The organism is Arthrobacter sp. ok362 (genome assembly GCF_900102785.1).
Taxonomy (GTDB): Bacteria; Actinomycetota; Actinomycetes; order Actinomycetales; family Micrococcaceae; genus Arthrobacter.
In genome coordinates this window covers 64,730-88,170 of record NZ_FNGC01000011.1, presented here as the reverse complement: position 1 = coordinate 88,170, position 23,441 = coordinate 64,730, and the positions used below count along the sequence as shown (strand labels likewise).

Genomic DNA, 23,441 nt, shown 5'->3' with positions numbered 1-23,441 from the left:
GACAACCGAAGCTAAGATGGTCGACAGTTGTCGAACCTGCCCGCGGGCGGCTGATTCGCGGAAATGCGATACCGGAGCCGACAGCGGGCGGCCGTGCCGGCGTCGCATTTTCCCCTAGGGCCCGCGCGGGATGCGGGCTCGGGACCTGTTCCCGCGCCTTCCGGGGATTGAGTTCCGCCGGGAGCGCCGCGGCACTTCACTGGCCGGACGGGCCACCTGCGCGGGCCGTCGCGACAACAGGGACCACGAAATACCGGCCCTAACCTTGTTTTACCCGCCAAAACTGTTACCTCCGTCACACCCTGACGGATCTGTGCGGCCCGCACTGCGCAACCCCCGCCCGCTGCGGCCGCCTGTGACAAGGAAGAAGCCTCATGTCTGAATGCACCACCTCGGCCGCTCCGGCCATTTCAGAATCTGACACTGCCGCCTCCGCCAACGGTGAGTCCGGCGCCGGGAACCGCGAACCGCACCTCGCCCGTGCCCTCGGCAACCGCCACATCCAATTGCTCGCCATCGGCGGCGCGATTGGCACCGGCCTGTTCATGGGGTCCGGAAAAACCATCTCGCTCGCCGGGCCGTCCGTGATTTTCGTCTACATGATCATCGGCTTCATGCTGTTTTTCGTGATGCGTGCGATGGGCGAGATCCTGCTCTCCAACCTGAACTACAAATCCTTCAGCGACTTCGCCGGCGACCTGCTCGGCCCCTGGGCCAGCTTCTTCACCGGCTGGTCCTACTGGTTCTTCTGGGTGGTCACCGGGGTGGCGGACATCGTCGCCATTGCCGGATACGTGGACAAGCTCGCGCCCGGCACGCCGCTGTGGATCCCGGCGCTGCTCACGCCCGTGGTCTTGATCCTCCTGAACCTCCCCACCGTGAAGGCGTTCGGTGAAGCGGAGTTCTGGTTTGCCATCATCAAAGTGGTCGCCATCGTGGCCCTGATCATCACCGGCGCGGTCATGATCGCCACCCACTTCACGTCCCCGAACGGCGCGGAAGCCAACCTCGCCAACATGTGGAATGACGGCGGCATGTTCCCGCACGGCATGTTCGGCTTCGTCCTCGGCTTCCAGATCGCCATCTTCGCGTTCGCCGGGATCGAACTGGTGGGCACCGCCGCCGCCGAAACCAAGGACCCGGAGAAGAACCTGCCGCGGGCCATCAATTCCATCCCGGTCCGCGTCCTCCTCTTCTACGTGGGCGCCCTGGTGGTCATCATGGCTGTCAATCCGTGGCGCACCATCGATCCCGCGAGCAGCCCGTTCATCGGCATGTTCACGCTGGCCGGGCTGGGGATCGCCGCAGTGGTCATCAACCTTGTGGTCCTGACCTCCGCCGCCTCCAGCGCCAACTCCGGAATCTACTCAACGTCCCGGATGGTTTACGGCCTCGCCCAGGACGGGAACGCGCCCAAGGCTTTCGGAAAGCTCAGCGTCCGCAAGGTACCGCAGAACGCGCTGCTGTTCTCCTGCATCTTCCTGCTGGCCGGTCTTGTCCTGCTCTATGCCGGCGACTCCGTGATCGGCGCGTTCACGATCGTCACTTCCGTGGCCTCCGTGCTGACCATGTTTGTGTGGTCCATGATCCTGGTCAGCTACATCGCCTTCCGCCGCCGTCGGCCGGCCCTGCACGCGGCCTCGGCCTTCAAGATGCCCGGCTCCGCCTTCATGCCGTACGTGGTGCTCGCGTTCTTCGTCTTCATGCTGGTGGCGCTGGCGCAGGCCGATGACACCCGCCTGGCACTCTTCGTGGCCCCCGTGTGGTTCCTGTTGCTGGGCGCGGCCTGGCACTTCAACCGGAAGACCCCGCTGCAGCAGGCCCGGATTGTGGAATGGGAAGCCACCCGCTCACAGGAGGAAGCCCACGTGGCTGCCTGATCCATGGGCTGCTACAACGGAGCGCTGATACAAGGGTGAGCTGATGCAAAAGGAGCCCTGGCCGGATCATCCGGCCGGGGCTCCTTTGCCGTACTGTGCCGTAACGGTGCTGTGCCGTAATGGTGCTGTGCCGTTGAGGTGCTACGCCGTTACGCGGATGCGCTGACGGCGCCCGGGACGACGGCGACGCGCGGCGCGACGGCCACGGCGGCGATCCCGATCACCGCCGTCAGTCCGAAGACTCCGGCAAACGACGCCGAGGAAGCCGCCGTCGCGAACGCGGCGAACACGATCCCGGTGCCGGCGAGGGCCAGGGCGCCGCCGAGGGAATCCGAAATGGACATCGCCGAGCTGTTGAAGCCCTCGGTGTCCTTGGTGGAGAGGGCCAGAGTCATGACGCTCAGGCGCGGATACATCAGGCCCATGCCGCCCCCGGCGAAGATCCATCCCACGATCGCGACGGCGGCCGGCCAGGCCAACACCGTTGTCACGAGGGCCAGGACGACGGCGCCAAGGACGAGGGCCGACCCGATCCGCACCGCCCTCCGGTGCTCCAGGCGGGTCCCCAGCCTGCCCTGGATGGCCGACGCCGCCGCCCAGGCGAGGGCGCCGCCGGTGAGAGTGAGGCCCGCAAACGTCGGGGCGAAGGCGTAACGTTCCACGAGCAGGTACGGCAGGTAGACCTCGGCGCCGAAGAAAGCTGCGGACGCGAGCCCGCGGGTGAGGATCACGCTTGGCAGGCCGCGCCGGGCGGTCAGCGTTCCGCGCGGCATGAGGGGACGGACGGCCAGGAGTGCGACGGCGACGGCGGCCGCCGCCAGCACCGGCCCGGCCCCCGGTACCGCGGCGGACAGGTTCAGCCCCAGTACGGCGAGCGCTGCCAGCGCCGCCAGCGCCAACTTGGCAAGGCCGCCCGGCTGACGGCCGCCGGCTGCAGTCTCCACGTTTGCCGGCGGATCTCCGGTGGCGCCGGTGCTTCCATTCAAGCCACGCAGGGCCGGGACCGTCAGGAGCAGGGCCGGGACCACGAGTCCGACCACGCCGAGAAAGACCCACTGCCAGCCGGCCAGTTGCGCCACGGCGCCGGCCGCGAACGGGCCCACGAGCGACGGGATGACCCAAGCCGCGGAGAAGGCGGCGAAGATTTTCGGATGCAGGACCGGCGGGTAGACCCGGGCAATGACCACGTACAAGGCCACGGTGAGCCCGCCCCCGCCGAGTCCCTGCACGAGCCGTCCGGACACAAGGACCGGCATGGTTCCGGCGGTACCGGCGATGAGCAGGCCGAGCACGAACATGCCCACTGCGGCCAGGAGCGGCGCCACAGGCCCTTTGCGGTCCGACCAGCTCCCTGTGGCCACCATCCCGATCACCCCGGTGGCGAGTGGCCCGGCGAAGGCCAATGCGTAGAGGCCCGCGCCGTCCAGTTCCCGGCTGACGAGCGGCATGATGGTGGTCACCGCCAGGGACTCGAAGGCCGCCAGGAACACCAGCGCGCAGGCGCCGAGCGTCACCAGCAGGTAGCTGCGGTGGAAAATACCGGCCGATTCCGGAACGGATTTCGAACGGGCGGGCGGATCGGTTCGGGACACTGGCGGGACCTGATCGGTTGACATGGACGCAACCCTGGGACCTCAACTCGGCTTGAGGTCAAGGCCGGTCCGGGCTGGACGGGGCTGGCGGCGCGGGCCCCTAACGTAGCAATCGGAGGCTGAAGCAGGTGCAGAGCGCCTAGGGGAAGCATGCCACAGCTTAGAACCTCGGCACGCCGTGCCCCGGTTCTAGGCTGCCAGTCCGCCGGGGTCAGTCCGCCCCAAGCCAGTCCGCCGGGGTCAGTCCGCCCCGTCGAACCCCTGGGCCGGAACCACCACGGCGCCGCTGGCCCTCGAGTCCGGGTTCAGCATCCAGCCCACGCGCTTGACGGTGCTCAGCATGACGACGCTTTCCACGAGCACGATCCCGGGCACTTTCTGCTGCAGAGCCACCTCGATGTTCATGACGTCCGCCAGGGACTGCAGCCACATGATGATCACGAAGTTCGTAGGCCCCGTGGTGGAGGCGCTCAGCCGCACGTTCCGCATGGTCCTCAGCTCGGCGGCGGCTGCCTCGTGCCGGCCGGCGGGGACGTTGACGAACCATTGGCAAGTCACGGGGAAGGCCGAGAACTTCTGGGCCACCTCGCACCGGAATGAGAGGATGCCGCTGGCGAGCACGCGGTTGAGCTGGCGCTGGACGGTGGCGGGGTGCCTGCCCAGTCCGCGGGCAATGTCCGCCGCCGTGGCCCGTCCGTCCCTGGCCAGGAACGGCAGGAGCGCCAGGTGGCTATCCGGCAACGCTTCCCGGGCGGCAGCCTGGGCAACCCCAGTGGCTTCGGGGCCGGCCAAGGCCCGCACGGCGGCCTGCTGTGCGCGGCTCAATACATTTAGCCGCCAGGAGCCGCCGCTCGCGTGCAACCTGGTGCACAGGGCGGTCTGATATTTGAGGAGGCCGTCGATCTCCTTCAGCCGCGAGATGACCTTCAGGCTGAAATCGTCCAGGGAGGGCGTAATGACGGTCAGCATGAGGTCCCGGTTGCTGGCGGCCTCCTCCACCGTGACGATTTCCGGCATCTCAGCGAGCCTGGCGGTGACTTCCTCGCGACGGTGCATTTCACAGTCCACGGCGACGAACGCCAGGCACATCTGCTGAGGGTCGCCGATCAGGTGGGCGGTGATCCAGGAAACGCCGGAGGCGAGCAGCCGCTCCCAACGGGCGGCCAGCGTGGTGGCATGAACGCCCAGCACTTCCCCTGCATCCGCCCAGCTCAGGCGTGGGGCAATCTGCAGGACGTTGATCAGGGCGAGGTCATCCTCGCTGAGTTCCATCATTCTTCCCTTCATTCATGCACGAAACCTGCGGTAGCGGAACTTTTTTGCATTTTTTCTGTCCTTCGGCCGCATGTGAACCATGTCACTTGAGAATAGACGCAGGACGTCCTCACCGGACGCGATCTAGGCCAAATCACCAGCCAAATCACAAGCCAATGCGACAAGCCAGCGATTTCGACAAACAAGGAGAACACGTGCCGATCACCGCAGATGCCCGGGAAATGCAGGCGGACCTTGCCCGGTTCCGCCATGAACTGCATCGTGAACCCGAGATCGGCCTGACACTGCCCCGCACCCAGGAAAAGGTGCTCAAAGCCCTGGACGGGCTTCCCTATGAGATCACCCTGGGCAAGGACACGACGTCGGTCACCGCGGTACTGCGCGGCCAGGCATCCGGAACCGGCGCGGGCTCCCGCCCGGCCGTGCTGCTGCGCGCGGACATGGACGGCCTGCCGGTGCAGGAGAAAACAGGGGTGGACTACACATCCCGGATCGACGGTGCCATGCACGCCTGCGGTCACGACCTGCACACTTCCATGCTGGCAGGAGCCGCCACGCTCCTGGCCGAACGCCGGCACCGGCTCGCCGGTGACGTCGTCCTGATGTTCCAGCCCGGCGAGGAAGGCTTCGACGGTGCCAGCCACATGATCCGCGAAGGCGTGCTGGATGCCGCCGGCCGGCGTGTGGACGCAGCCTATGGCATGCACGTATTTTCCGCCCTGGAACCGCACGGCACGTTCTGCACCAAGCCCGGCGTCATGCTCAGCTCTTCCGACGGCCTGATGGTCACCGTGCTCGGCGCCGGCGGCCACGGATCGGCCCCGCACTCTGCCAAGGACCCCGTGACGGCGGCCGCCGAAATGGTCACCGCCCTCCAGGTCATGGTCACCCGCCAGTTCAACATGTTCGATCCCGTAGTCCTCTCCGTAGGGGTCCTCCAGGCCGGCACCAAGCGCAACATCATCCCGGAAACCGCACGCATCGAGGCCACCATCAGGACCTTCTCCGAGGAAGCCCGGCAGAAGATGATGGACGCCGTGCCGCGCCTGCTGAAGGGAATCGCGGCGGCGCACGGCCTCGACGTCGACGTCGACTACCAGCAGGAGTATCCGCTCACCATCACGGACGAGGACGAGACGCACACCGCGGAGAACGTCATTGCGGGCCTGTTCGGCGATTCCCGGCTCTCCCGCTGGGCCACCCCGCTCAGTGGCTCCGAAGACTTCTCGAGGGTTCTCGCCGAGGTCCCCGGCACGTTCATCGGGCTGAGCGCCGTCCCCCGGGACGCCGACCACGCCACATCGGCGTTCAATCACTCCCCGTACGCCACGTTCGACGACGGCGTGCTGGCTGACGGAGCGGCGCTGTACGCGGAGCTCGCCATTTCGAGGCTGGCCGCGCTTGCGGCAGCCGACGCCCCCGCCGCGGCCAACGCTGCCGCCGCCACCCTTTCCTAGCTGCCACCCCCGAGGGAGAAGACCATGACTGCAACCACGATTACGCCGGCGGCAACCCGAACATCCACCCGCAAGACGCTCATCGGCACCGGCATCGGCAACGCCGTCGAATGGTACGACTGGGCCATCTACGCCACGTTCACGCCGTTCATCGCCAGCCAGCTTTTCAGCAAGTCGGATCCTGCGTCCGCGGTGCTGTCCACGCTGGCGATTTTCGCCGTCGGCTTCGTTGCCCGCCCCTTCGGCGGATTCCTGTTCGGTTGGATCGGTGACCGGATCGGCCGGAAGGCGTCCATGACCCTGGCCGTGGGGCTCGCGTCGGTGGGCAGCCTGATGATCGGCATCGCGCCGACGTTCGCGGCGGTGGGCGCCTGGGCGTCGGTCACGCTCCTGGTGGCGCGCCTCATCCAGGGACTGGCGCATGGCGGTGAGCTGCCGTCGTCGCAGACGTACCTGTCCGAGATGGCGCCGAAGGAACACCGCGGCTTCTGGGCCACCCTGATCTACACCTCCGGCACGGTGGGCATCCTGTTCGGAACCCTGCTGGGTGCCGTGCTGAACATGGCCCTGAGCACCGAAGTGATGAACGCGTGGGGCTGGCGCGTCCCGTTCCTGATCGGTGCGGCCATGGGCCTCTACGCGCTGATCATGCGGTCCCGGCTCCACGAAACGGACGTCTTCGAGGGCGAGGCCGCGACGGAGAAGCGCGCTCCGATCTGGCCGCAGATCGTCCGCCACCGCAAGCAGGCCCTCCAGGTGATCGGCCTGACGGTCGGCCTGACCGTCATCTACTACATCTGGGGTGTCGTCGCCCCCAGCTACGCCACCACCGCCCTGAAGATCGACCGCGGGGAGGCCCTGTGGGCCGGTGTGATCGGCAACATCGTGTTCATCGCGGCGCTGCCCTTCTGGGGCAAGCTGGCGGACCGCATCGGCCGCAAGAAGGTGCTGTGGGCCGGTGCGATCGGCGCAGGCGTCCTGCACTTTCCGATGACCGCCCTGCTCAAGGACTCCGCCTGGCAGCTGGCCGTCAGCATGTCCGTCATGCTGATCTTCATTGCCGCCAGCGCGGCGATCGTTCCGGCCGTGTACGCGGAGCTGTTCCCGACGAGCATCCGCACCGTGGGCGTCGGGGTGCCTTACTCGATCTGTGTGGCTCTCTTCGGCGGAACCGCGCCCTATCTCCAGCAGTGGCTCGGCACCACTGTGCAGATGCCCCAGCTGTTCAACGTGTACGCCGTGCTGTTGCTCGCGGTCTCGGCGGTCTTCGTCTTCACCATCCCGGAAACGAAGGGCAAGGACCTCACCCTCTGATCCCGCCCCGCCCGGTTGCGCTATCGGTTGTGGCTGTTCTGGAGGGCTCAGAACAGCCACAACTGGTAGCGCATCGTGTTTGCGGGGTCAGTAGGGGAAGATCAGTCGCCGACGAACCGGTCCCGTCCGGCCCGGTACCCGAATACGGCGGCGAGCGAGCCCACCAGCAGGAACAGCACGCCCGCTGCGGCAAAGGACCCGGTGGACTGGTGGAGCTGGCCGACCAGGAGGGTGCCGCTGGAGCCAAGTCCGTAGCCCACGCCCTGCATCATGCCGGAGAGGTGGGCCGCGGTGTGCCCGTCGCGGGTGCGGACCATGATCAGCGTGAGGGCGGCGGCGGTCAGGCTCCCCTGGCCGAGGCCCAGCAGCCCGGTCCACAGCCAGAGGAAATCGGCGGGCCCGAAGATGCTGAGCGCGAAGCCTCCGCCGGTCATGAGTGCCACCACTGTGTTGATGGCGCGCTGGTCCCGGAACCGGGTGGCCAGCGCCGGGGCGAACAGCGAGCCCAGCATCTGCAGCACAATCGAGGCCGAGACGATCAGGCCGGCCGTGCCGCCGTCCACGCCGCGTTCGCGCAGGATCGGGGCCAGCCAGGCAAAGACGCTGAAGGACATCATGGCCTGCAGGACCATGAACGCCGTCACCTGCCAGGCCACGGCGGAGCGCCAGACGCTGACGCCGCCGGCCGGCCGCGGTGCCCCGCCGGGACCTGCCCGGAGCGCCGGCGGCAGGAACAAGAGAAGAACGACGCCGGCCGGCAGCGCCCAGAACCAGAGCGCCGCGGTCCACTGCCCGGTCGCCCGGAAGACCGGGAACGTGAACCCGGCACCCAGGGCGGCCGAGGCGCAGATCGCCGTGGTGTACAGGCCGCCCATGAGGCCCAGGCGGTGCGGGAAGTCACGCTTGACGACGCCGGGCAGCAGCACGTTGCACAGTGAAATCGCGGCACCGCACGCGGCGGTTCCGGCGAGCAGGGCCGGAAGATGGCCGGCCGCGGGCAGCTCCACAGGCCGCAGCAACAACCCGCCCGTGAGCACCGCCATGGCACCCAGCAACACCCGCTCGGCGCCGAACCGGCGTGCCAGCGCCGGGGCCAGCGGGGCGAACACGCCCAGCAGCGTCACCGGAACGGTGGTGAGTACCATGACCGCCCAGGCCGGAAGCCCGGCGTCGGCCGTCACCTCGGGCAGTACCGCCGCGAAGCTCGAAAACACGGTGCGGAGATTCAGCCCGATGAGGACCAGGCAGATGCCCATGTACGCGAGCATGCGGCGGCTGGCGGCGCGCGGCGGTCCGGCGGGGTCATCCCGGACAGCAACGCTGGCCGAGTGGTCCTGCCCGTATGTTTTCCCAGCTGTGGTCACCCGCCCCATTCTTGCAGTCGCCCGCCCCGCAGCCTCCCCGCCGGGCGGCCGCGGGATCCCCCGGGACGCTCCGGCCCTGCAAACTCAACTATTCTGGAGGGGATGAGCGAATTCCCAGAATCCCCCGGCACGCCGGCAGACCCGGAGTCCGGCGCCCCTGAAGAGACCCGGCTGCCGCGCCCCGTGACCCCCGGCAGCCAGGCCTCGTTCGGCACGTACGGAGGCCGTCCGGTGAGCTTCGTGCGCCGCGGCACGCGCCTGCAGGGCCGCCGCCAGGCCGCCTGGGAGGAGCACGCGGACCGGTGGGCGGTTGAGGTCCCCCGTCATATCGCCAACACCTCCGTGCACCCGGACTACGTGTTCGACGCGGACGCCGAGTTCGGCCGGACGGCTCCGCTGGTTGTGGAGATCGGCTCCGGCCTGGGCGACGCCGTGTGCCACGCCGCGGAGGAAAACCCCGACAAGGACTTCCTGGCCGTGGAGGTTTACACCCCCGGCTTGGCCAACACTTTGATCAAGATCAACAGCCGCAAACTGAGCAACGTGCGGGTGGTGGAGGCGAACGCCCCCGAGGTGCTCGCGACCATGCTCCCGGCCGGCTCCGTCACGGAACTATGGGTGTTCTTCCCGGATCCGTGGCACAAGTCCCGGCACCACAAGCGCCGCCTCATTCAGCCGGCCTTCGTGGATCTCGCCGCCCAGGCCATCAAACCCGGCGGCATCTTCCGGATCGCGACCGACTGGTCCAACTACGCCGTTCACGTCCGCGAGGTCATGGCGGGCTCCGCGGAGTTCGAGAATCTGCACGAGGGCGAGCGCGCCGGTGCGGACAGCCCCCTGACCCAGGTGTGGGAATCCGGCGTCGAGTCCCGCGTGGGCGGCGCGCCCGTCAAGGAAGGCCGGGCGCCGGTCAGCACCGAACACACCGGACCCAACGAGGGCGTCGACGGGACCGGCGGCTGGGCGCCGCGGTTTGAGGGCCGGATTCTGACCAGCTTCGAGAACAAGGCGCACGAGGCCGGGCGCCTGATCTTCGACCTCAGCTACCGCAGAATTTAGGCACCCCGGGTCCGCGGGCATCTGTTCCTGAGCGGCTTCGCGTGACACGATAACGGAACGAACCGCGCTGGGTAGCACTAAGGACACGATCATCAAACGAGAAATGAAGGACGCCGCTGACGTCGCCGAGGACGTCACCAATTCGAAGCCCCTCGAAATCGCGGCACGGGCCGGATTCGCTGTGTCTGGGCTGTTGCACTTCCTCATCGGGCTGGTCGCGATCCGGCTTGCCATGGGTGGCAAGGGCCAGGCCGATGTCAGCGGCGCGGTGGAAGAGCTCGCCGTGCAGCCGGCCGGGCCGTTGCTGCTCTGGACCGCCTTTGCCGCCTGCGTTGCGCTGGCCATCTGGCAGACGTCCGACGCCATCTTCGACTTCAATCACCTGCCGACCAAGAAAAAGGTCGGCAAGAAACTCAAGGCAGCCCTGCAGGCAGTGGTGTACGCCGCGTTCGCCCTGACGCTCGCGTCGGTCGCCACCGGGGCCGGCTCCAACAACCGCGAGTCAACTTCCGATATGACCGTAAACCTCATGAAGGCACCGGGCGGCGTTGCGCTCCTCGTGATCATCGGCGCCGCGGTAGCCGTCACGGGGATCATCTACGGCATCCGCGGCTTCAAGAAGTCCTTCATCAAGAACCTGCGCATGCCCTCCCAGCCGCAGGCGCGCACCGCAGTGACGGTCATCGGCATGGTGGGCTACATCGCCAAGGGCTTCGCCCTGCTGCTGGTGGGCCTGCTCATCATCATCGCCACTGTGACGGCACACCCCGAGGAGTCAACCGGGCTCGACGGCAGCCTGAAGGCGCTGCGGGAGCAGCCGTTCGGCGTGTATTTGCTGGCCGCAGTGGGCATCGGGCTGATCTGCTACGGCATCTACATGGCGGTGCGGGCCAGGCTCGCGAAGATGTAGGCTCGCCCAGACTGTTGGGCCGGACCGGCCTGACCGCCGTGCCGCAAGGTGTGGGCTAACCCTGCGGCACGGCGATAACAGCTACGGTCTGCTGCTGCGCGTCGCGCATCTCGACACTGGCGATCCTGGTCAGCTGCACCGGCGTCGCCCCGGTAATCCGGACCCTGCCGGTGGGAGTGGCCGTCCACGCGCAGGCGCGGTCCACGCCGCCGTCACGGTCCGTCACCCAGAGCGAGAGGGTACCGGCGACGGGCAGGCTGCGGCCGTCCACCGCCAGCTCGGTGCCCCACGTTTTCTTGACCAGCCCCACCGTGACCTGCAGCCCGCTGCTGGCCGCAACGGAATAGCTCGCGTCCGGTTTGGCGGGTTGGTTCAGCAACGGACCGGCCATGATCCCCAGCGCCAGGGACGCGGCGGCGGCTGCGGCCACCGCCGCCGCCCACCGGCGCCGCACTTTCCGGCGGCGGGCGGCGAGCTCGTCCAGGAGCCGGCGCGGGACGGGTACCGGTTCCGGCGGCCCAAGCGTCCGCTCGCGGGCGGCCGCAGCCGCCGCGGTCAGCACGACGGCGTCGGACACGGGGATCGCGTCGAGCAGCGCAGGGAGGCTCGCAAGTTCGTCCAGCTCCTGGCGGCAGTCGGCACACACGGCAAGGTGCTGTTCGAAGGCTGCGGCCTCGGCCGGCTCCAGCCCGCCGAGCAAATACGCGCCGAGGAGTTGATGCAGCTCAGTCCCGTTCACCGCTGCACCCCCATTTCGTCGAGGATCGCCCGAAGGGCCCGCACGGCGTAGAACGCCCGGGACTTCACCGTGCCGCTGGGGATCTTCAATTGGGCGGATGCCTCCTGGACTGTGTAGCGGCGGTAGTGGAGCGCGACAAGGACTTCGCGGTGCTCCGCAGTGAGCCGCAGCAGAGCCTCCTCCATCAGGACCTTGTTGAGCAGGTCATCGATGCGTCCGGCGCCGCCCACGAGGTCAGCGACATCGCGTTCCCCGGCTTCCTGCGGGCGCCGCTGGGCCTTGCGGTAGTTGTCGATCATGATGTTGCGGGCCGTCCGGAACAGGTAACTGCGCAGGCTGCCGGTGATTTGCGGCGCCTGCTGCCAGACCCGCAGCACGGTTTCCTGGACGACGTCGTCGGCGAGCTGCGGATCCCGGGAGGCGCTGAGGACGAAGCGCTTCAAGGCCGTCCCATGGTCGCGGTAAATCGCAGCCACGACGTCTTCGTCCAGCGGCATTTCCCACCTCCCGGGAGTTCTTGTTCTGCCCCTGTATGACGTACGGGCGGACCCAATAGTTCAGTGTGCACCAGGACAGCCCCGACAAGAACCAATCAGCACCGCCATGAACCATTCAGCGCTCCATTGCGTCGTATCGGGTAGCGCCGGCCTCCGAGTTGGGCTGGCTCGAGCCTAGGAGCAGCATTGAAAAAGCACCTCAGCATTGGCTTGTCCGCCTTCGCCCTCGCCGCGCTACTGTCCGGCTGCGGCGGCGGAGCGACCACAACGACGCCGACATCCGCAGCGCCAGCCACCTCCACTCCCGCAGAGACCTCGTCCAGCGCGCCGGCGGGTTCGGCATCTACCTCCATGGCCGCTGCCGCGCTCTCGGTGGGCCAGTCCACGGCGGGCCAGATCGTGGTGGCCGACCAAGGACTGAGCGTCTATTACTTCACCAAGGACACGAAGGACTCCGGGACAAGCGCCTGCACCGCCGACTGCCTGGTGATGTGGCCCCCGGTCACCACGACGACGGCGACTCCCACCGTTAACGGCGTCACCGGCAAGGTCGGAACTATTCCCACGGCTGACGGAAAGATGCAGGTGACCATCAACGGGATGCCTGTCTACTACAACGCCAAGGACAAGGCCGCTGGAGACATCATGGGCCAGGGCGTCGGCGGGCTCTGGTACCTCGTCGCACCCTCCGGCGAGATGATCAAGCCCGCGGCGGGCGGCTACTAGGAGGGACCGAAACCGCCGCTACCGCCGGCGCCTGCTTTTTGGGGGGCAGGCGCCGGGCTATCGGGAGGGCCGCTTAGGCGCCGGCTTCTTCGAACTCCGCTGCTTCTTCGAACTCCGCTGCTTCTTCAAACTCCACGGCGGCGAGGATTTCCTGGGTCCGGGGGTTGAGCATGCAGGCCTCGTCGTCGTCCTCCAGCATGAGGAATTCGCCCTGTTCGGTGGTGAAGTGCCAGGCCAAGGTGGTCTCCCCGTTGTGCTCGTAGTTGGGATCGCCCATCGTGATCCGCTCCAGGCTGTGGCCGGCAATGTCGCATAGCTCCTGGATGATCTGTTCGAACTCCGGCGCGTCCAGGAGGGCTTCCTCGGCGGCTGCCGCCTGGCGCTCCGCGAGGTCGGAAATCCGAGCCACCCGCCCGGCAATGTGGGCGTCGAGGTCGTCGTCGGCAAGGAGCAGCAGGTCCGCCTGGCCGCGCAGCCAGGCGGCGTTCAGGGCCGCGATGTCCTCCGTTTGGAGGATCGATTCGAATTCCCCATCCAGTTCTTCAATGCGACGAACGGCGTCGGAGACTCCGTCCCCAGGTTCGTCTTCCTCTGTGCCGCCTCCGGCGGTCCAGCCGCTGCCGCCGTCGAGGTAGGTGTCGACGTCGGTGTCGGTCAGCGCGCCGAAGGCGGCCACCGTGCGGTTGAAGAGGTCCAGGTGCGCGGCGGCACCCATGGCCGCCAGGCCTTCCCGGACGTAGGGATCGACTTCCTCGCGTTCGGGCGCGGTGAACACATACTGCGCGAAGCCGCCGGCCAGCGCCTGCGTCAGGTAGAAGTCCACGAAGTAGCTGCGCAGCGCGGCCGGGGAGATCTCCTCCGCATCCAGCAACTCCTCGAACATGGCGTTGACCACGTTGACGTTGGTGTCGACAACGTCCTCGTTTCCGCCTTTGAGGCTTTCTGTGGTCAGCACCGTCGGGTAGCTGTGGGCGGACTGGGTGGTGGGCTCACCGTTGGTCATGCGGAATCCTTACTGCTGGCACTGCTGATGCTCCGGACCTCTCCACGGTAGGTCCGTCTTCGCGGCGGGCAGCCGAGCCCCAGTTGAACGTCAGGCGAAGTTTGGGCGGCGGTTCCGCGGCCACCGGCGAAGTTCCGGGGTCCCGGAAGGCTCGGTAAGATGGATCAGATGACCACCTGCCGAAAGTAGCGCGCACATGCCATCCCATCCGGACGAGAGTGCGGCACTGGCGATTCAGACCCCCGCGATCAACGACCGTTCCCTCGCGGCCGGGCTCGCCTACGCCATGGGGAGCCGCGTTTCCGGGATCTCCTTCGATGCCGCCACAGGCCTGCTGCTGGGCAAGGTGCGGGGCGGTTCCGACGTGCCCTACTCCACGACGGCGAAGCTTGTCCGGAAGGCGGGCGGCTGGAGCTGCACCGTGGGCGTCTGCAGCTGCCCGGTCCGCAAGGACTGCAAGCACGTGGCGGCCCTGCTCTTCGCGGCCGAAGACAACCCGGCCACCCGGCTGCAGCTGCTGGCCCCGGCCGAGGGCACTCGGCTATCCCGCCAGAGCGCGCCGCCGGACTTGGCTGACTGGGAGCAGGCCCTTAGCCCTCTGATCGCCCACCCGGGGATCACGCCGTCCGCCAACGGCACCCCGCTGGCACTCCAGTTCGACGTCGAGGAACCTGCCCCGCACTTCTCCTATACAGGCCGCCGCGATCCGCTCCGCAGCGTCCGCCAGCTCAAGGCGCGCCCCGTCATCATGGGGGCCAAGGGCAAGTGGATCCGCGGCGACGTCTCTTGGAGCACGCTGAGCTACCTGAACTACCGACGAGAATGCAACGAGGCGCATGTTGAGTGGATGCAGGAATTCCTCGCCGCGCACACCGCCGTGGCGAACCGCCAGCACGCCGGCACCGGACTGTGGCTGGGGCTGAACACCTACGCCGGCAAGAACCTGTGGACCCTGCTGTCCCAGGCCCGGAAGATCGGCGTCGCCCTGGTCCACAGCCGCGGCGCCGAGCCGGTGCGGCTGGTTGAGCAGCCTGCCGCCGTCGGGCTGAATCTGGCGCGGCTCGGCACCGGCGGGGAGGACGGCGGGCTCGAGCTCGCGCCGACCATCACGGTCGAAGGCGAGGTGGTGGATCCGGCGTCGGTCGGGACCATCGGCCGCCCGGCGCACGGGATCTTCCTGGCTTCCGACGGCGACGCCCTGCCCGGCATCGCCCCCACCGACCCCGTCATCACCCTTGCCCCGCTGGAAAGCGGTCTCAGCGAGGAATTGCTGACCTTCGTCACGGGCGGGACCACCCTGCACATCCCCGCACGGGACGAAAGCCGCTTCCTGACCGGCTTTTACCCCAAGCTGAAGCAGACCGCCCGGGTCACCGCCTCCGACGAGTCCGTGGAACTGCCCACGCTTGCGGTCCCCACGCTGTCCCTGCTGGCCAACTACGGGGCGGACCACCGGGTCCGGCTGCATTGGGAATGGCACTACACGTCGGGGAACCACGTCACGGCGCAGCCGCTGTGGCGGCATCCGGGCGATCACGGCTACCGGGACGACCCCGCCGAGGCGCGCATCCTTGAGGGGGTCGGGCAGCCCTGGGACGTGGTGCCGGCCCTGGGCGAATCCGCGACCGGCGGCTGGGGCACGCCACGCCTGGCAGCCACGGCAGAACTGGCCGGACTGGACACGCTCGCCTTCACCGAGGACGTGCTTCCGCGGCTCCGCGACCTCCCCGATGTCTCCGTGGATACGTCCGGCGAGATTGCGGACTACCGCGAAGCCGAAGAAGCCCCGGTGGTGGCGATCTCCACGAAGGCGACGGACAGCCGCGACTGGTTCGATCTGGGCATCGTCATCACCCTGGAGGGCCAGCCGGTTTCCTTCGCGGCGCTGTTTTCGGCCCTCGCCGCCGGCCAGACCCGCATGCTGCTGCCCAGCGGGGCGTACTTCTCGCTGGACCTGCCGGAGCTGCACCAGCTGCGGGCGCTGATCGACGAGGCCCGCTCCCTGCAGGACAACCCCGGCGACAAGGACGCTCCGCTGCAGATCAGCCGCTTCCAGGCCGGGCTGTGGGACGAACTAGCGCACCTCGGCATCGTTGAGGAACAGGCCGCCGCGTGGCGCGAGTCCGTGGGAGGCCTGCTCGAAGGCGGCATCAAGGGCCTTCCCCTGCCCGGGACCCTGAACGCCGAGCTGCGCCCCTACCAGCTGGAGGGCTTCAACTGGCTGAGCTTCCTGTACCGCCACGGCCTCGGCGGTGTGCTGGCCGACGACATGGGCCTGGGTAAGACGGTGCAGGCTCTGGCACTGATCTGCGCCGCAAAAGTCGCCGCTGCCGGGACCGCTGCCCCCTCTGCCGACCCGGCCGAGGCACCCTCCGCCGCCGCATCCGCGGCAGGCCCCGCTGACGGGGCCGCCCCGTTCCTCGTCGTCGCCCCCACCAGTGTGGTGGGCAACTGGGAGGCGGAGACGGCACGGTTCGCGCCGGGGCTGAGCGTGCGCGCCATCGGCGAAACCTTCGCCAAGAGCGGCTCGCACCCGGCCGAGGCGATGGCCGGCGCGGACATCATCATCACCTCCTACGCCCTGTTCCGGATCGACTACGAGGCCTACGCCTCCCAGACCTGGGCCGGCCTGGTCCTGGACGAGGCGCAGTTCGTCAAGAACCACCAGTCCAAGGCTTACCAGTGCGCCCGCAAACTGCCTGCCGCCTTCAAACTCGCCATCACGGGCACCCCGCTGGAGAACAACCTGATGGAGTTCTGGGCGCTGACCTCGATCGTGGCCCCGGGGCTCTTTGCCAGCCCCAAACGGTTCGCCGAGTACTACCAGAAGCCGGTGGAAAAGAACGGCGACAAGGGGCAGCTGGACAAGCTCCGGCGGCGGGTCCGGCCGCTCATGATGCGGCGCACCAAGGAGCAGGTCATCCGGGATCTGCCGCCCAAGCAGGAGCAGATCCTGGAAGTCGTGCTGAATCCGCGGCACCAGAAGGTGTACCAGACGCACCTGCAGCGGGAGCGCCAAAAGATCCTGGGCCTGATCGAGGACGTCAACAAGAACCGGTTCACCATCTTCCAGTCGCTGACCCTGCTCCGGCAGCTGAGCCTGGATCCCTCGCTGATCGACCCTTCGCTGTCCGGAGTGCGCTCCAGCAAGCTCGATGTCCTGTTCGAGCAGCTCGCGGACCTGGTGGCCGAAGGACACCGGGCCCTGATCTTCAGCCAGTTCACCGGCTTCCTTGGCAAGGTCCGGGAGCGGCTCGTTGAGGAGAACATCGAGTTCTGCTACCTCGACGGCGGCACACGCAACCGCACCGACGTCGTGAACGAGTTCAAGAACGGCGCCGCGCCGGTGTTCCTCATCAGCCTCAAGGCCGGCGGCTTCGGGCTGAACCTGACCGAGGCCGACTACGTGTTCCTGCTGGACCCCTGGTGGAATCCGGCGTCGGAGGCCCAGGCCGTGGACCGGACCCACCGGATCGGCCAGGCCCGGAACGTCATGGTCTACCGCCTCGTCGCCAAGGACACGATCGAGGAGAAGGTCATGGCGCTCAAGGCCAAGAAATCCCAGCTCTTCGCCGACGTCATGGAAGGCGACGCGCTCACCGGCTCCGCACTGACGGCGGAGGACCTGGCGGGCCTGTTCAACGACTGACCCTGTTTGGCTGCGCCCGCAGCCGGGCCAGCAGCGTCGCCGCGGCGAGCGCCGTCGTCAATTCCAGGGCGATGACCGCCAGCTGGGCGCCGGGATCCGACGGCGCGGTCGCGGCCGCCGCGGCGGCAGCGGTTCCATGGTGGATGTGGCCGTGGCCGCCGGAGACGCCGAGGAGCAGGATCGCGTGCACCCCGGTCATGGCCAGCGCCGAGGCCATGACCTGGCGGAGCGCCCGCGCCCGGGGGCGGCGCCAGATGTGCACGGCGCACGGCAGGCACACCGCCACCATGGCGAGCATGAGCAGGTTCAGCCACGTGCCGTGCTGGTTTCCGGCGACGAGCCAGAGGTGCGCGAGGCATGATGCCGCCGTCACCGCGGCGCAGGTCCGGGGATGCAGGCCGGGGCCGCGCAAACGGCCCCGTCCGGCGATGGCAGTCATAGCGTCCGGCTAGCCGTGGCAGTGGCCGCCGGGTGCCTGCGCGGAGGCGGGCACGTCCAGCACCGGGCTGCGGTCAAAGAATCCCTCGGGCCGGAGCTTGAAGCCGGTCGTGTCCACCGGCATGATGGGCCAGTCCTCGGGACGCGGGAAGTGGGTCAGGCCGAAGGTGTGCCAGACAACGATGTCCTGGCCGTCCAGGTCCCGGTCCTGCGCCACATACCCCGGCAGCCCCGCTCCCCCGGCGTGCTGGTTCACGAAGTCTCCCGTGGGGTACCGCTCCTCCTCCGCGAACCGGGTGACCCACAGGTCCTTCGTCGCAAACGCCGCGCGCCGGGCAATGGAGGAATCCGGGTCTGCGAGCAGCGTGGGCTGGCCCTCGGCATGGAGCTTGTAGCCCACGGCTTCGCCGAGGCGGTTCCGTGACTGCGGGTTGGAGATGACCCAGGTCCGGCCGCTGCGGGCGTCGGCCTCACGCGCACCCTCGGATTCGCGGGCGATGACTGTGCGCTTCCGGGAGAAGGCATTGCCGCGTTCGTTGCCTTCGCCCATCGCCTGCCGGACCACGTCCTCTTCCTCGACCCGGTTGGTGAAGCCATCGATCGCCATGTCCAGCCGGGCGCTGAACAGGTGCTGGTGGTACGGGGCGCCCAGGCCGGGGGCGAGCTGGGAGATGTTGGCCGAGCCGCCTTCCGGGTAGGCGGAGGTGAAGACGACGCCGGTGGCTTTGGCCTCGAACTCGATGGTGCCGTCGAGGTAGAGGTACCAGTAGAAGCCGTAGTCGTAGTTGCCGATGGTGGTGAAGAAGGAGATCACCAGGCGCCGGTTGCGGCGGGTGTAGTTGATGCCGGTCCAGAGGTCGCTGTGCTTGGCCAGGATTCCCCAGTCTTCCTCATGCATGCAGATGCCGTTGCGGATTTCCCGGGGGTTGCCGAAGGCATCGCTGATGACGGGGCTGAGGTAGGTGATCTCGCCGAGGCAGTCGCAGCCAAGTTCGAGCGAGTTGGCGTACTGGCCCACCAGGTATTCGCCGGTGTCGAAGTAGTTCTGCCAGGACCGGATCGGCGACGGATCCCCGTAGGGAACCACCATTTCGGCGATCGATGCGCGGTTGATGATGGGCCGCTTGCGGCCGTCGTCCTGGAAGGCAAGGTTGTGCAGCACCACGCCTTCGCGGACGTCGAAGCCGACGTCGACGCTCCACTTTTCCCACTCGACATGGTTGCCACCGGTGACGGTGAAGCTGGGTCCGTCCGGCTGGGTGATGTTGATGGGTTTCTGCGTGGTGCGCAGCGGGCCGGTGAGCTCCGGATCGGTGTAGTTGCCGTGTTCGGCGGGAACCGGGACGGCGCCGGTGTCCAGCACCTGCGTGACTTCCTGGCTGACGACGTCGACGTACGCCACCAGCCCGTCTACGGGGTGCGCCCAGGCACTGTCTTCCGGGAAATCCTGCACGAAGGCCAGGCCACGCAGGATCCGGCGGCCCTTTTCCTCCGGGTACTCGAACACCCCGGCGGACAGCGGGGCAACGCGGACCTTGCTGACGTCCAGGCCCCGGTTCGCCAGGGCCTTGAGCCACCGCTCGTCCGTGGCCAGGAGCTGCTCGACGACTTCGAATTCCTCCTCTAGGACAGGAAGCTCGCCGGTCAGTGCCGTGTCCAGCTCGACGGCGGAAATCACCGCGCCGCTGGAAACCGAGACGGTCACGTCGGCCGGACGTCCCCCGGAGACATCGTGCAGGAAGACCCGGAACCGGCGGTCCTCGCTGTCGGCCGGCGCGTTCCTGCCGGCGTCCACCAGGCCGAGATACGCGATGCGCTGCGTGTCGCCCAGCAGGCCCGCGGCACGCAGGATGCCTTGGACTGCGGTGATTTCGGCGCCCGTGGCCAGGCGGTACGGACTGTACGGACTAAACGAGGTGTGGGTGTCAGTTTGTACGGGCATCTTGGCGGCCTTCGTTCGGTGACCCTGGCGGGTCAGAACTTTATTTTCTATACTTGTAGAGAATACGGAACCGTAAGATGTGCCACAAGAGTCCGACGCAAAATATTTTGGGGAGCTGCCCGGTGCCAAAGATTGTCGACCACGACCAGCGACGGCTTGAACTCGTCGACGCGACGTGGCGGACCATCGCCCGGCTCGGCATTGAAAGCGCCACGATGCGCGAGATCGCCCTCGAGGCCGGCTTCGCCAACGGGGCCCTCAAGCCGTACTTCCCCACAAAGGATGACCTGCTGACGTTCGCGTTCGGGCACGTCTTCAACCGGACCAACGAGCGCATCGCGGAGGTCACCGCCGGGCAGTCCGGACTCGTGGCCCTGAGGTTGTTTTGCGTGGAGGTGCTGCCCCTGGATGAGGAGCGGATCAACGAGGCCCGGATTGTCATTCCGTTCTGGCAAAAGGCCATCAACGATCCCGGCAAGGCCAGGATCCACCGGGAATCGATGGAGCAGTGGCTTGCGGCGATGCGGCAGTATCTTGCCGAGGCGCGGGATGCCGGCACGGTCACCACCGCCGTCGACGACGCCGCCCTGGCCGGGCAGCTGCTCAACTTCCTCCTCGGCGCGCAGATCTCGGCGGCACTCGCCCCGGACGGCCAGGTGGAGCTCGGGCTGGACGAGCAGCTGGAAGGCTTCCTGACCCTGCTGGGCTGCTAGACCCCGCGGCCAATCTTTTTTCGCCGACTGTCGAAAAAAGATGACATCGGCGGCCCGCGGCGTTACCCTGAAAGGACTGTGTCCCCTGACACAGTCCCAGAAATACGACGGCGTCAGGATCTTCGATGACCGCAGTTGCAACCCGCCCGTCCCTCAGCCCCGCCGGGCAGGACGTCCACACCAGCACGGCGGCCTCGTTCGAGCACTGGAGGCACCTCGTCGCGGAGTCCTTCGTCCCCCTGGCCGCCTCGAGCAGAGACGCGGACAACTTCCGCGGCCGCATGCGGGCCCGCAGGCTGGACCGTGTGGCGGTCGTCGAAGTCTCCTCCACCAGCCATGAGGTCCACCGCACGCCGGCACTGATCGCCCAGTCCAACCAGCGCTATTTCAAGCTCAATCTTCAACTGCAGGGCACCGGGCTCCTCATCCAGGACAACCGCGAGGCCCTCCTGCGCCCGGGCGATCTCTCCATCTACGACACCAGCCGCCCCTACACGCTTGCGTTCGAGGGCGACGCCCGGCTCATGGTGGTGATGTTTCCCTGGGACGCGCTGTCCCTGCCGCCGGACTGCATCGCGCAGCTTTCGGCGGTGCGGATGGCCTCCGACGGCGGCCTCGCCGCGATCGTCGGGCCGTTCATCGCCCACCTCGCGGAGAACCTGGACGCGCTGAGCGGCCCCAGCGGGTCCCGCCTCGCCACAAATGCCCTCGATCTTGTGTCCACGATGCTGCATTCGGAGCTGGACATGTCCCCGGACCGGATGAGGCCGCAGGCCCTCCTGGCGGCCTCCGTCCGCGAGTACATTGACGCCAATCTCGCCGATCCGCTGCTCTCGCCCGCTTCCATCGCGGCGGCCCATTTCGTCTCGACCCGGCACCTCCACAACGTGTTCCATGAATCCGGGACCACCGTGGCGAGCTGGATCCGGACCCAGCGGCTGGAAGGGGCGCGCCGCGAACTGCGGGATCCGCTCCTGGCCGGGATGCCGGTGGGGGCCGTGGCCGGGCGCTGGGGTTTCCTGGATGCCGCCCACTTCAGCCGCTCCTTCCGTGATGCCTTTGGCGAATCCCCCAGCGACTGGCGCCGCGGCGCCTGAGCTACCTGCACGGTGACACTAGCCCGGCGCCAGTAGACGCCGTCGAGACGGCAGCCGCCGTCGGGAAACCAGAAGGTGCGGCGCCGGATCCCTCAGGCACCGCACCTTCATTCTTGAGACCGTCCGCTAGACGGGGACCCCCACAGCCGCGGCCCTGCGCTCCACACGGACCTCCACCAGCACGCCCACCGCAAATACGAGGGGGACGGCGATCAGCAGGCCCATGGCCGTTTCGGCGCTGCCGCCGATCAGTGCCGTGAAGTTGCTGACCACGAGGTACAGGACCCAGCCAAGCAGCACAGTGGCGAGGATCGGCGCCACCGCGGTCTGCCAGATCTGGCCTGTAACTCTTTCCCGGCGGAAGTACGCGACGACGGCCAGGGACGAGAGCATGTACAGCACGAGGAGCGCCGCCACGGCCAGTCCGCTGAACCAGGAAAAGAGGGTCAGGACAGGATCCAGGGACAGTACGGCAAACGGCGCCACGAGCAGGAACGCGATCACCGTCTGGATCCGCGCGGCGACGGCGGGGGCCAGGTGCCGGTTGGTCCGCGCCAAGGCGCCGGGCATCGAACCGCGCAGTGCCAGCGAATGGAGATAGCGGTTGATGCCGTTGTGGAAGGCGATGATGCCGGCCAGCAGGGACGTCACGAGCAGGATGCCGGTGACCGTTCCGGCCCACGGCCCGAACAGCTCCACCATCGGCGTCAACACGAAGGAGGTGGAGTCGCCCGATTCGAGGGCTGCGCCCGCGGCATCCATGACGTGTGAGGGGCCGTAGTAGCTGACCAGCATCCATGAAATGAAGGAGAAGAACACCGCAATGACCCCCACCGAGAGATACGTGGCGCGGGCCACTGTGCGGTGGGCGTCCTTGGCCTCGGCCGAGTAGATGGCCGTGGATTCGAAGCCGAACATGGAGGCGACGGCGAACATGATGGCCACGCCCGGGGCGCCGGTGGCGATCGCTTCGGGCGAGAAGGACGCGGCCAGGCTGAGCCCCTCCGAGCCTCCGCCCCGCAGCAGCACGGTGAACCCGAACATGAGCAGGATCGCGACTTCCAGGCCCACGAGAAACGCCAGGACCCGCGCCCCGAGTTCGATGTTGAGTGATCCCAGCACCTGGACGCCGGCCATGGTGATCACGGCCAGCAGCCACCAGGGCACCACGATCCCGGCGGATCCGAGGAGGCCCGAGAAGGCCGCGCCGTACAGCCCGTACATCGCGGCTTGGACCGTGCTGTACGCGAGGAGCGCGAGCCACGCTGCTCCGGCTCCGATCTTGCGCCCGAAGGCGGCGGTTACATAGGCGTAGAACGCGCCGTTGGCCTGGATCTTGCGGCTCATCGCGACGAACCCGACGGCGAAGATCATGATGACGATGCCCACCACCAGATACGCCCCGGGAGCGCCGGGGCCGTTGCCGAGGGCCGCGGCCAGCGGTGATGCGCCGACGATTCCGGTCAGCGGCGCCTGGGCGGACAAGACAAAGAAGAGAATGCCCATGACTCCGACGCTGCCGGCACGCAGCGCTGTGGAGTGCTCCTTGCGGGGGCTGGCTTCTGCTGCCCGGGACTCGGATTTTGAAATACTCATCGGATCCTTCTTAACGGTCATGAGTGTGGGGGAAGGTGCATGGCACCGTGCAATCCAGCATGGCAGGTGACCCCCGTCACCCTTTTGTCGATCAGCGATCGGTTGTTGTTCCTCAGCGCAACGGCAATCAGGACCATCGCAATCATTCGCACTGGGTCAACCGCAGTTCGCGCAAAGACAAGACCGCACG

Annotated in this window: 18 protein-coding genes; 9 read left to right on the top strand and 9 right to left on the bottom strand. The window is 67.7% G+C overall.

What is annotated here, in order from left to right:
• Positions 1-374: 374 nt before the first annotated feature.
• The gene (locus BLQ10_RS15290; RefSeq protein WP_175558642.1) at positions 375-1,880 is read left to right on the top strand and encodes an amino acid permease; all 1,506 of its coding nucleotides are present in this window, start codon (positions 375-377) and stop codon (positions 1,878-1,880) included.
• Between the two features lie 149 nt (positions 1,881-2,029).
• On the opposite strand, the gene BLQ10_RS15285 is transcribed toward BLQ10_RS15290, so the two are convergent.
• Positions 2,030-3,496 carry an MFS transporter gene (locus BLQ10_RS15285; RefSeq protein ID WP_254785587.1) on the bottom strand — a complete coding sequence of 489 codons (1,467 nt, stop codon included), beginning with the start codon at positions 3,494-3,496 and terminating at the stop codon, positions 2,030-2,032.
• Positions 3,497-3,712: 216 nt separating this feature from the next.
• Positions 3,713-4,744 (bottom strand): Lrp/AsnC family transcriptional regulator, encoded by a 1,032-nt coding sequence (locus BLQ10_RS15280; RefSeq protein ID WP_175558652.1) that lies wholly within the window; start codon positions 4,742-4,744, stop codon positions 3,713-3,715.
• Between the two features lie 197 nt (positions 4,745-4,941).
• Between BLQ10_RS15280 and BLQ10_RS15275 the strand changes: the two genes are divergently transcribed.
• Together BLQ10_RS15275 and BLQ10_RS15270 are read left to right on the top strand one after the other, a co-directional pair.
• Positions 4,942-6,204: a M20 metallopeptidase family protein gene (locus BLQ10_RS15275; RefSeq protein ID WP_091563502.1), complete on the top strand. Its 1,263-nt coding sequence runs from the start codon at positions 4,942-4,944 to the stop codon at positions 6,202-6,204.
• Positions 6,205-6,228: 24 nt separating this feature from the next.
• Positions 6,229-7,518 (top strand): MFS transporter, encoded by a 1,290-nt coding sequence (locus BLQ10_RS15270; RefSeq protein ID WP_091563500.1) that lies wholly within the window; start codon positions 6,229-6,231, stop codon positions 7,516-7,518.
• Between the two features lie 101 nt (positions 7,519-7,619).
• Here the strand turns inward: BLQ10_RS15270 and BLQ10_RS15265 are convergent, their stop codons facing one another.
• Positions 7,620-8,882 carry an MFS transporter gene (locus tag BLQ10_RS15265; protein ID WP_254785586.1) on the bottom strand — a complete coding sequence of 421 codons (1,263 nt, stop codon included), beginning with the start codon at positions 8,880-8,882 and terminating at the stop codon, positions 7,620-7,622.
• A 102-nt stretch (positions 8,883-8,984) separates the two neighbouring features.
• Here BLQ10_RS15265 and trmB point away from each other — a divergent pair, with 102 nt between their 5' ends.
• Both trmB and BLQ10_RS15255 read left to right on the top strand, forming a co-directional pair.
• Complete coding sequence (trmB, locus tag BLQ10_RS15260) at positions 8,985-9,941, top strand: tRNA (guanosine(46)-N7)-methyltransferase TrmB (protein ID WP_254785585.1); 957 nt, start codon at positions 8,985-8,987, stop codon at positions 9,939-9,941.
• Between the two features lie 103 nt (positions 9,942-10,044).
• Positions 10,045-10,851, top strand: coding sequence for a DUF1206 domain-containing protein (locus tag BLQ10_RS15255; protein WP_091563495.1), 807 nt, complete (start codon positions 10,045-10,047; stop codon positions 10,849-10,851).
• Between the two features lie 55 nt (positions 10,852-10,906).
• Here BLQ10_RS15255 and BLQ10_RS15250 read toward each other — a convergent pair whose 3' ends face one another.
• Both BLQ10_RS15250 and BLQ10_RS15245 read right to left on the bottom strand, forming a co-directional pair.
• Positions 10,907-11,590 carry an anti-sigma factor family protein gene (locus BLQ10_RS15250; protein ID WP_091563492.1) on the bottom strand — a complete coding sequence of 228 codons (684 nt, stop codon included), beginning with the start codon at positions 11,588-11,590 and terminating at the stop codon, positions 10,907-10,909.
• Entirely contained in the window at positions 11,587-12,087 is a 501-nt protein-coding gene (locus BLQ10_RS15245) for a sigma-70 family RNA polymerase sigma factor (protein WP_091563490.1), read from the bottom strand. The genes BLQ10_RS15250 and BLQ10_RS15245 overlap by 4 nt, the downstream gene beginning before the upstream one ends.
• 186 nt (positions 12,088-12,273) lie before the next feature.
• Between BLQ10_RS15245 and BLQ10_RS15240 the strand changes: the two genes are divergently transcribed.
• Positions 12,274-12,813 (top strand): COG4315 family predicted lipoprotein, encoded by a 540-nt coding sequence (locus BLQ10_RS15240; protein WP_091563487.1) that lies wholly within the window; start codon positions 12,274-12,276, stop codon positions 12,811-12,813.
• Positions 12,814-12,886: 73 nt separating this feature from the next.
• On the opposite strand, the gene BLQ10_RS15235 is transcribed toward BLQ10_RS15240, so the two are convergent.
• Positions 12,887-13,816, bottom strand: a complete 930-nt coding sequence (locus BLQ10_RS15235; RefSeq protein ID WP_175558641.1) for a DMP19 family protein — start codon at positions 13,814-13,816, stop codon at positions 12,887-12,889.
• A 196-nt stretch (positions 13,817-14,012) separates the two neighbouring features.
• Between BLQ10_RS15235 and BLQ10_RS15230 the strand changes: the two genes are divergently transcribed.
• Positions 14,013-17,465, top strand: a complete 3,453-nt coding sequence (locus BLQ10_RS15230; protein WP_091563484.1) for a DEAD/DEAH box helicase — start codon at positions 14,013-14,015, stop codon at positions 17,463-17,465.
• On the opposite strand, the gene BLQ10_RS15225 is transcribed toward BLQ10_RS15230, so the two are convergent.
• Together BLQ10_RS15225 and BLQ10_RS15220 are read right to left on the bottom strand one after the other, a co-directional pair.
• The gene (locus tag BLQ10_RS15225) at positions 17,455-17,904 is read right to left on the bottom strand and encodes a hypothetical protein (RefSeq protein WP_091563480.1); all 450 of its coding nucleotides are present in this window, start codon (positions 17,902-17,904) and stop codon (positions 17,455-17,457) included. The genes BLQ10_RS15230 and BLQ10_RS15225 overlap by 11 nt on opposite strands.
• A gap of 9 nt (positions 17,905-17,913) precedes the next feature.
• Positions 17,914-19,845: a primary-amine oxidase gene (locus tag BLQ10_RS15220; RefSeq protein ID WP_091563478.1), complete on the bottom strand. Its 1,932-nt coding sequence runs from the start codon at positions 19,843-19,845 to the stop codon at positions 17,914-17,916.
• Positions 19,846-19,967: 122 nt separating this feature from the next.
• Between BLQ10_RS15220 and BLQ10_RS15215 the strand changes: the two genes are divergently transcribed.
• Both BLQ10_RS15215 and BLQ10_RS15210 read left to right on the top strand, forming a co-directional pair.
• Positions 19,968-20,558, top strand: coding sequence for a TetR/AcrR family transcriptional regulator (locus BLQ10_RS15215; protein WP_091563476.1), 591 nt, complete (start codon positions 19,968-19,970; stop codon positions 20,556-20,558).
• A 125-nt stretch (positions 20,559-20,683) separates the two neighbouring features.
• Positions 20,684-21,655, top strand: coding sequence for an AraC-like ligand-binding domain-containing protein (locus BLQ10_RS15210; RefSeq protein WP_091563475.1), 972 nt, complete (start codon positions 20,684-20,686; stop codon positions 21,653-21,655).
• 126 nt (positions 21,656-21,781) lie between these two features.
• On the opposite strand, the gene BLQ10_RS15205 is transcribed toward BLQ10_RS15210, so the two are convergent.
• A complete protein-coding gene (locus tag BLQ10_RS15205; protein ID WP_091563656.1) occupies positions 21,782-23,251 on the bottom strand; it encodes an APC family permease in 1,470 nt (489 codons plus the stop codon).
• Between the last annotated feature and the right edge of the window lie 190 nt (positions 23,252-23,441).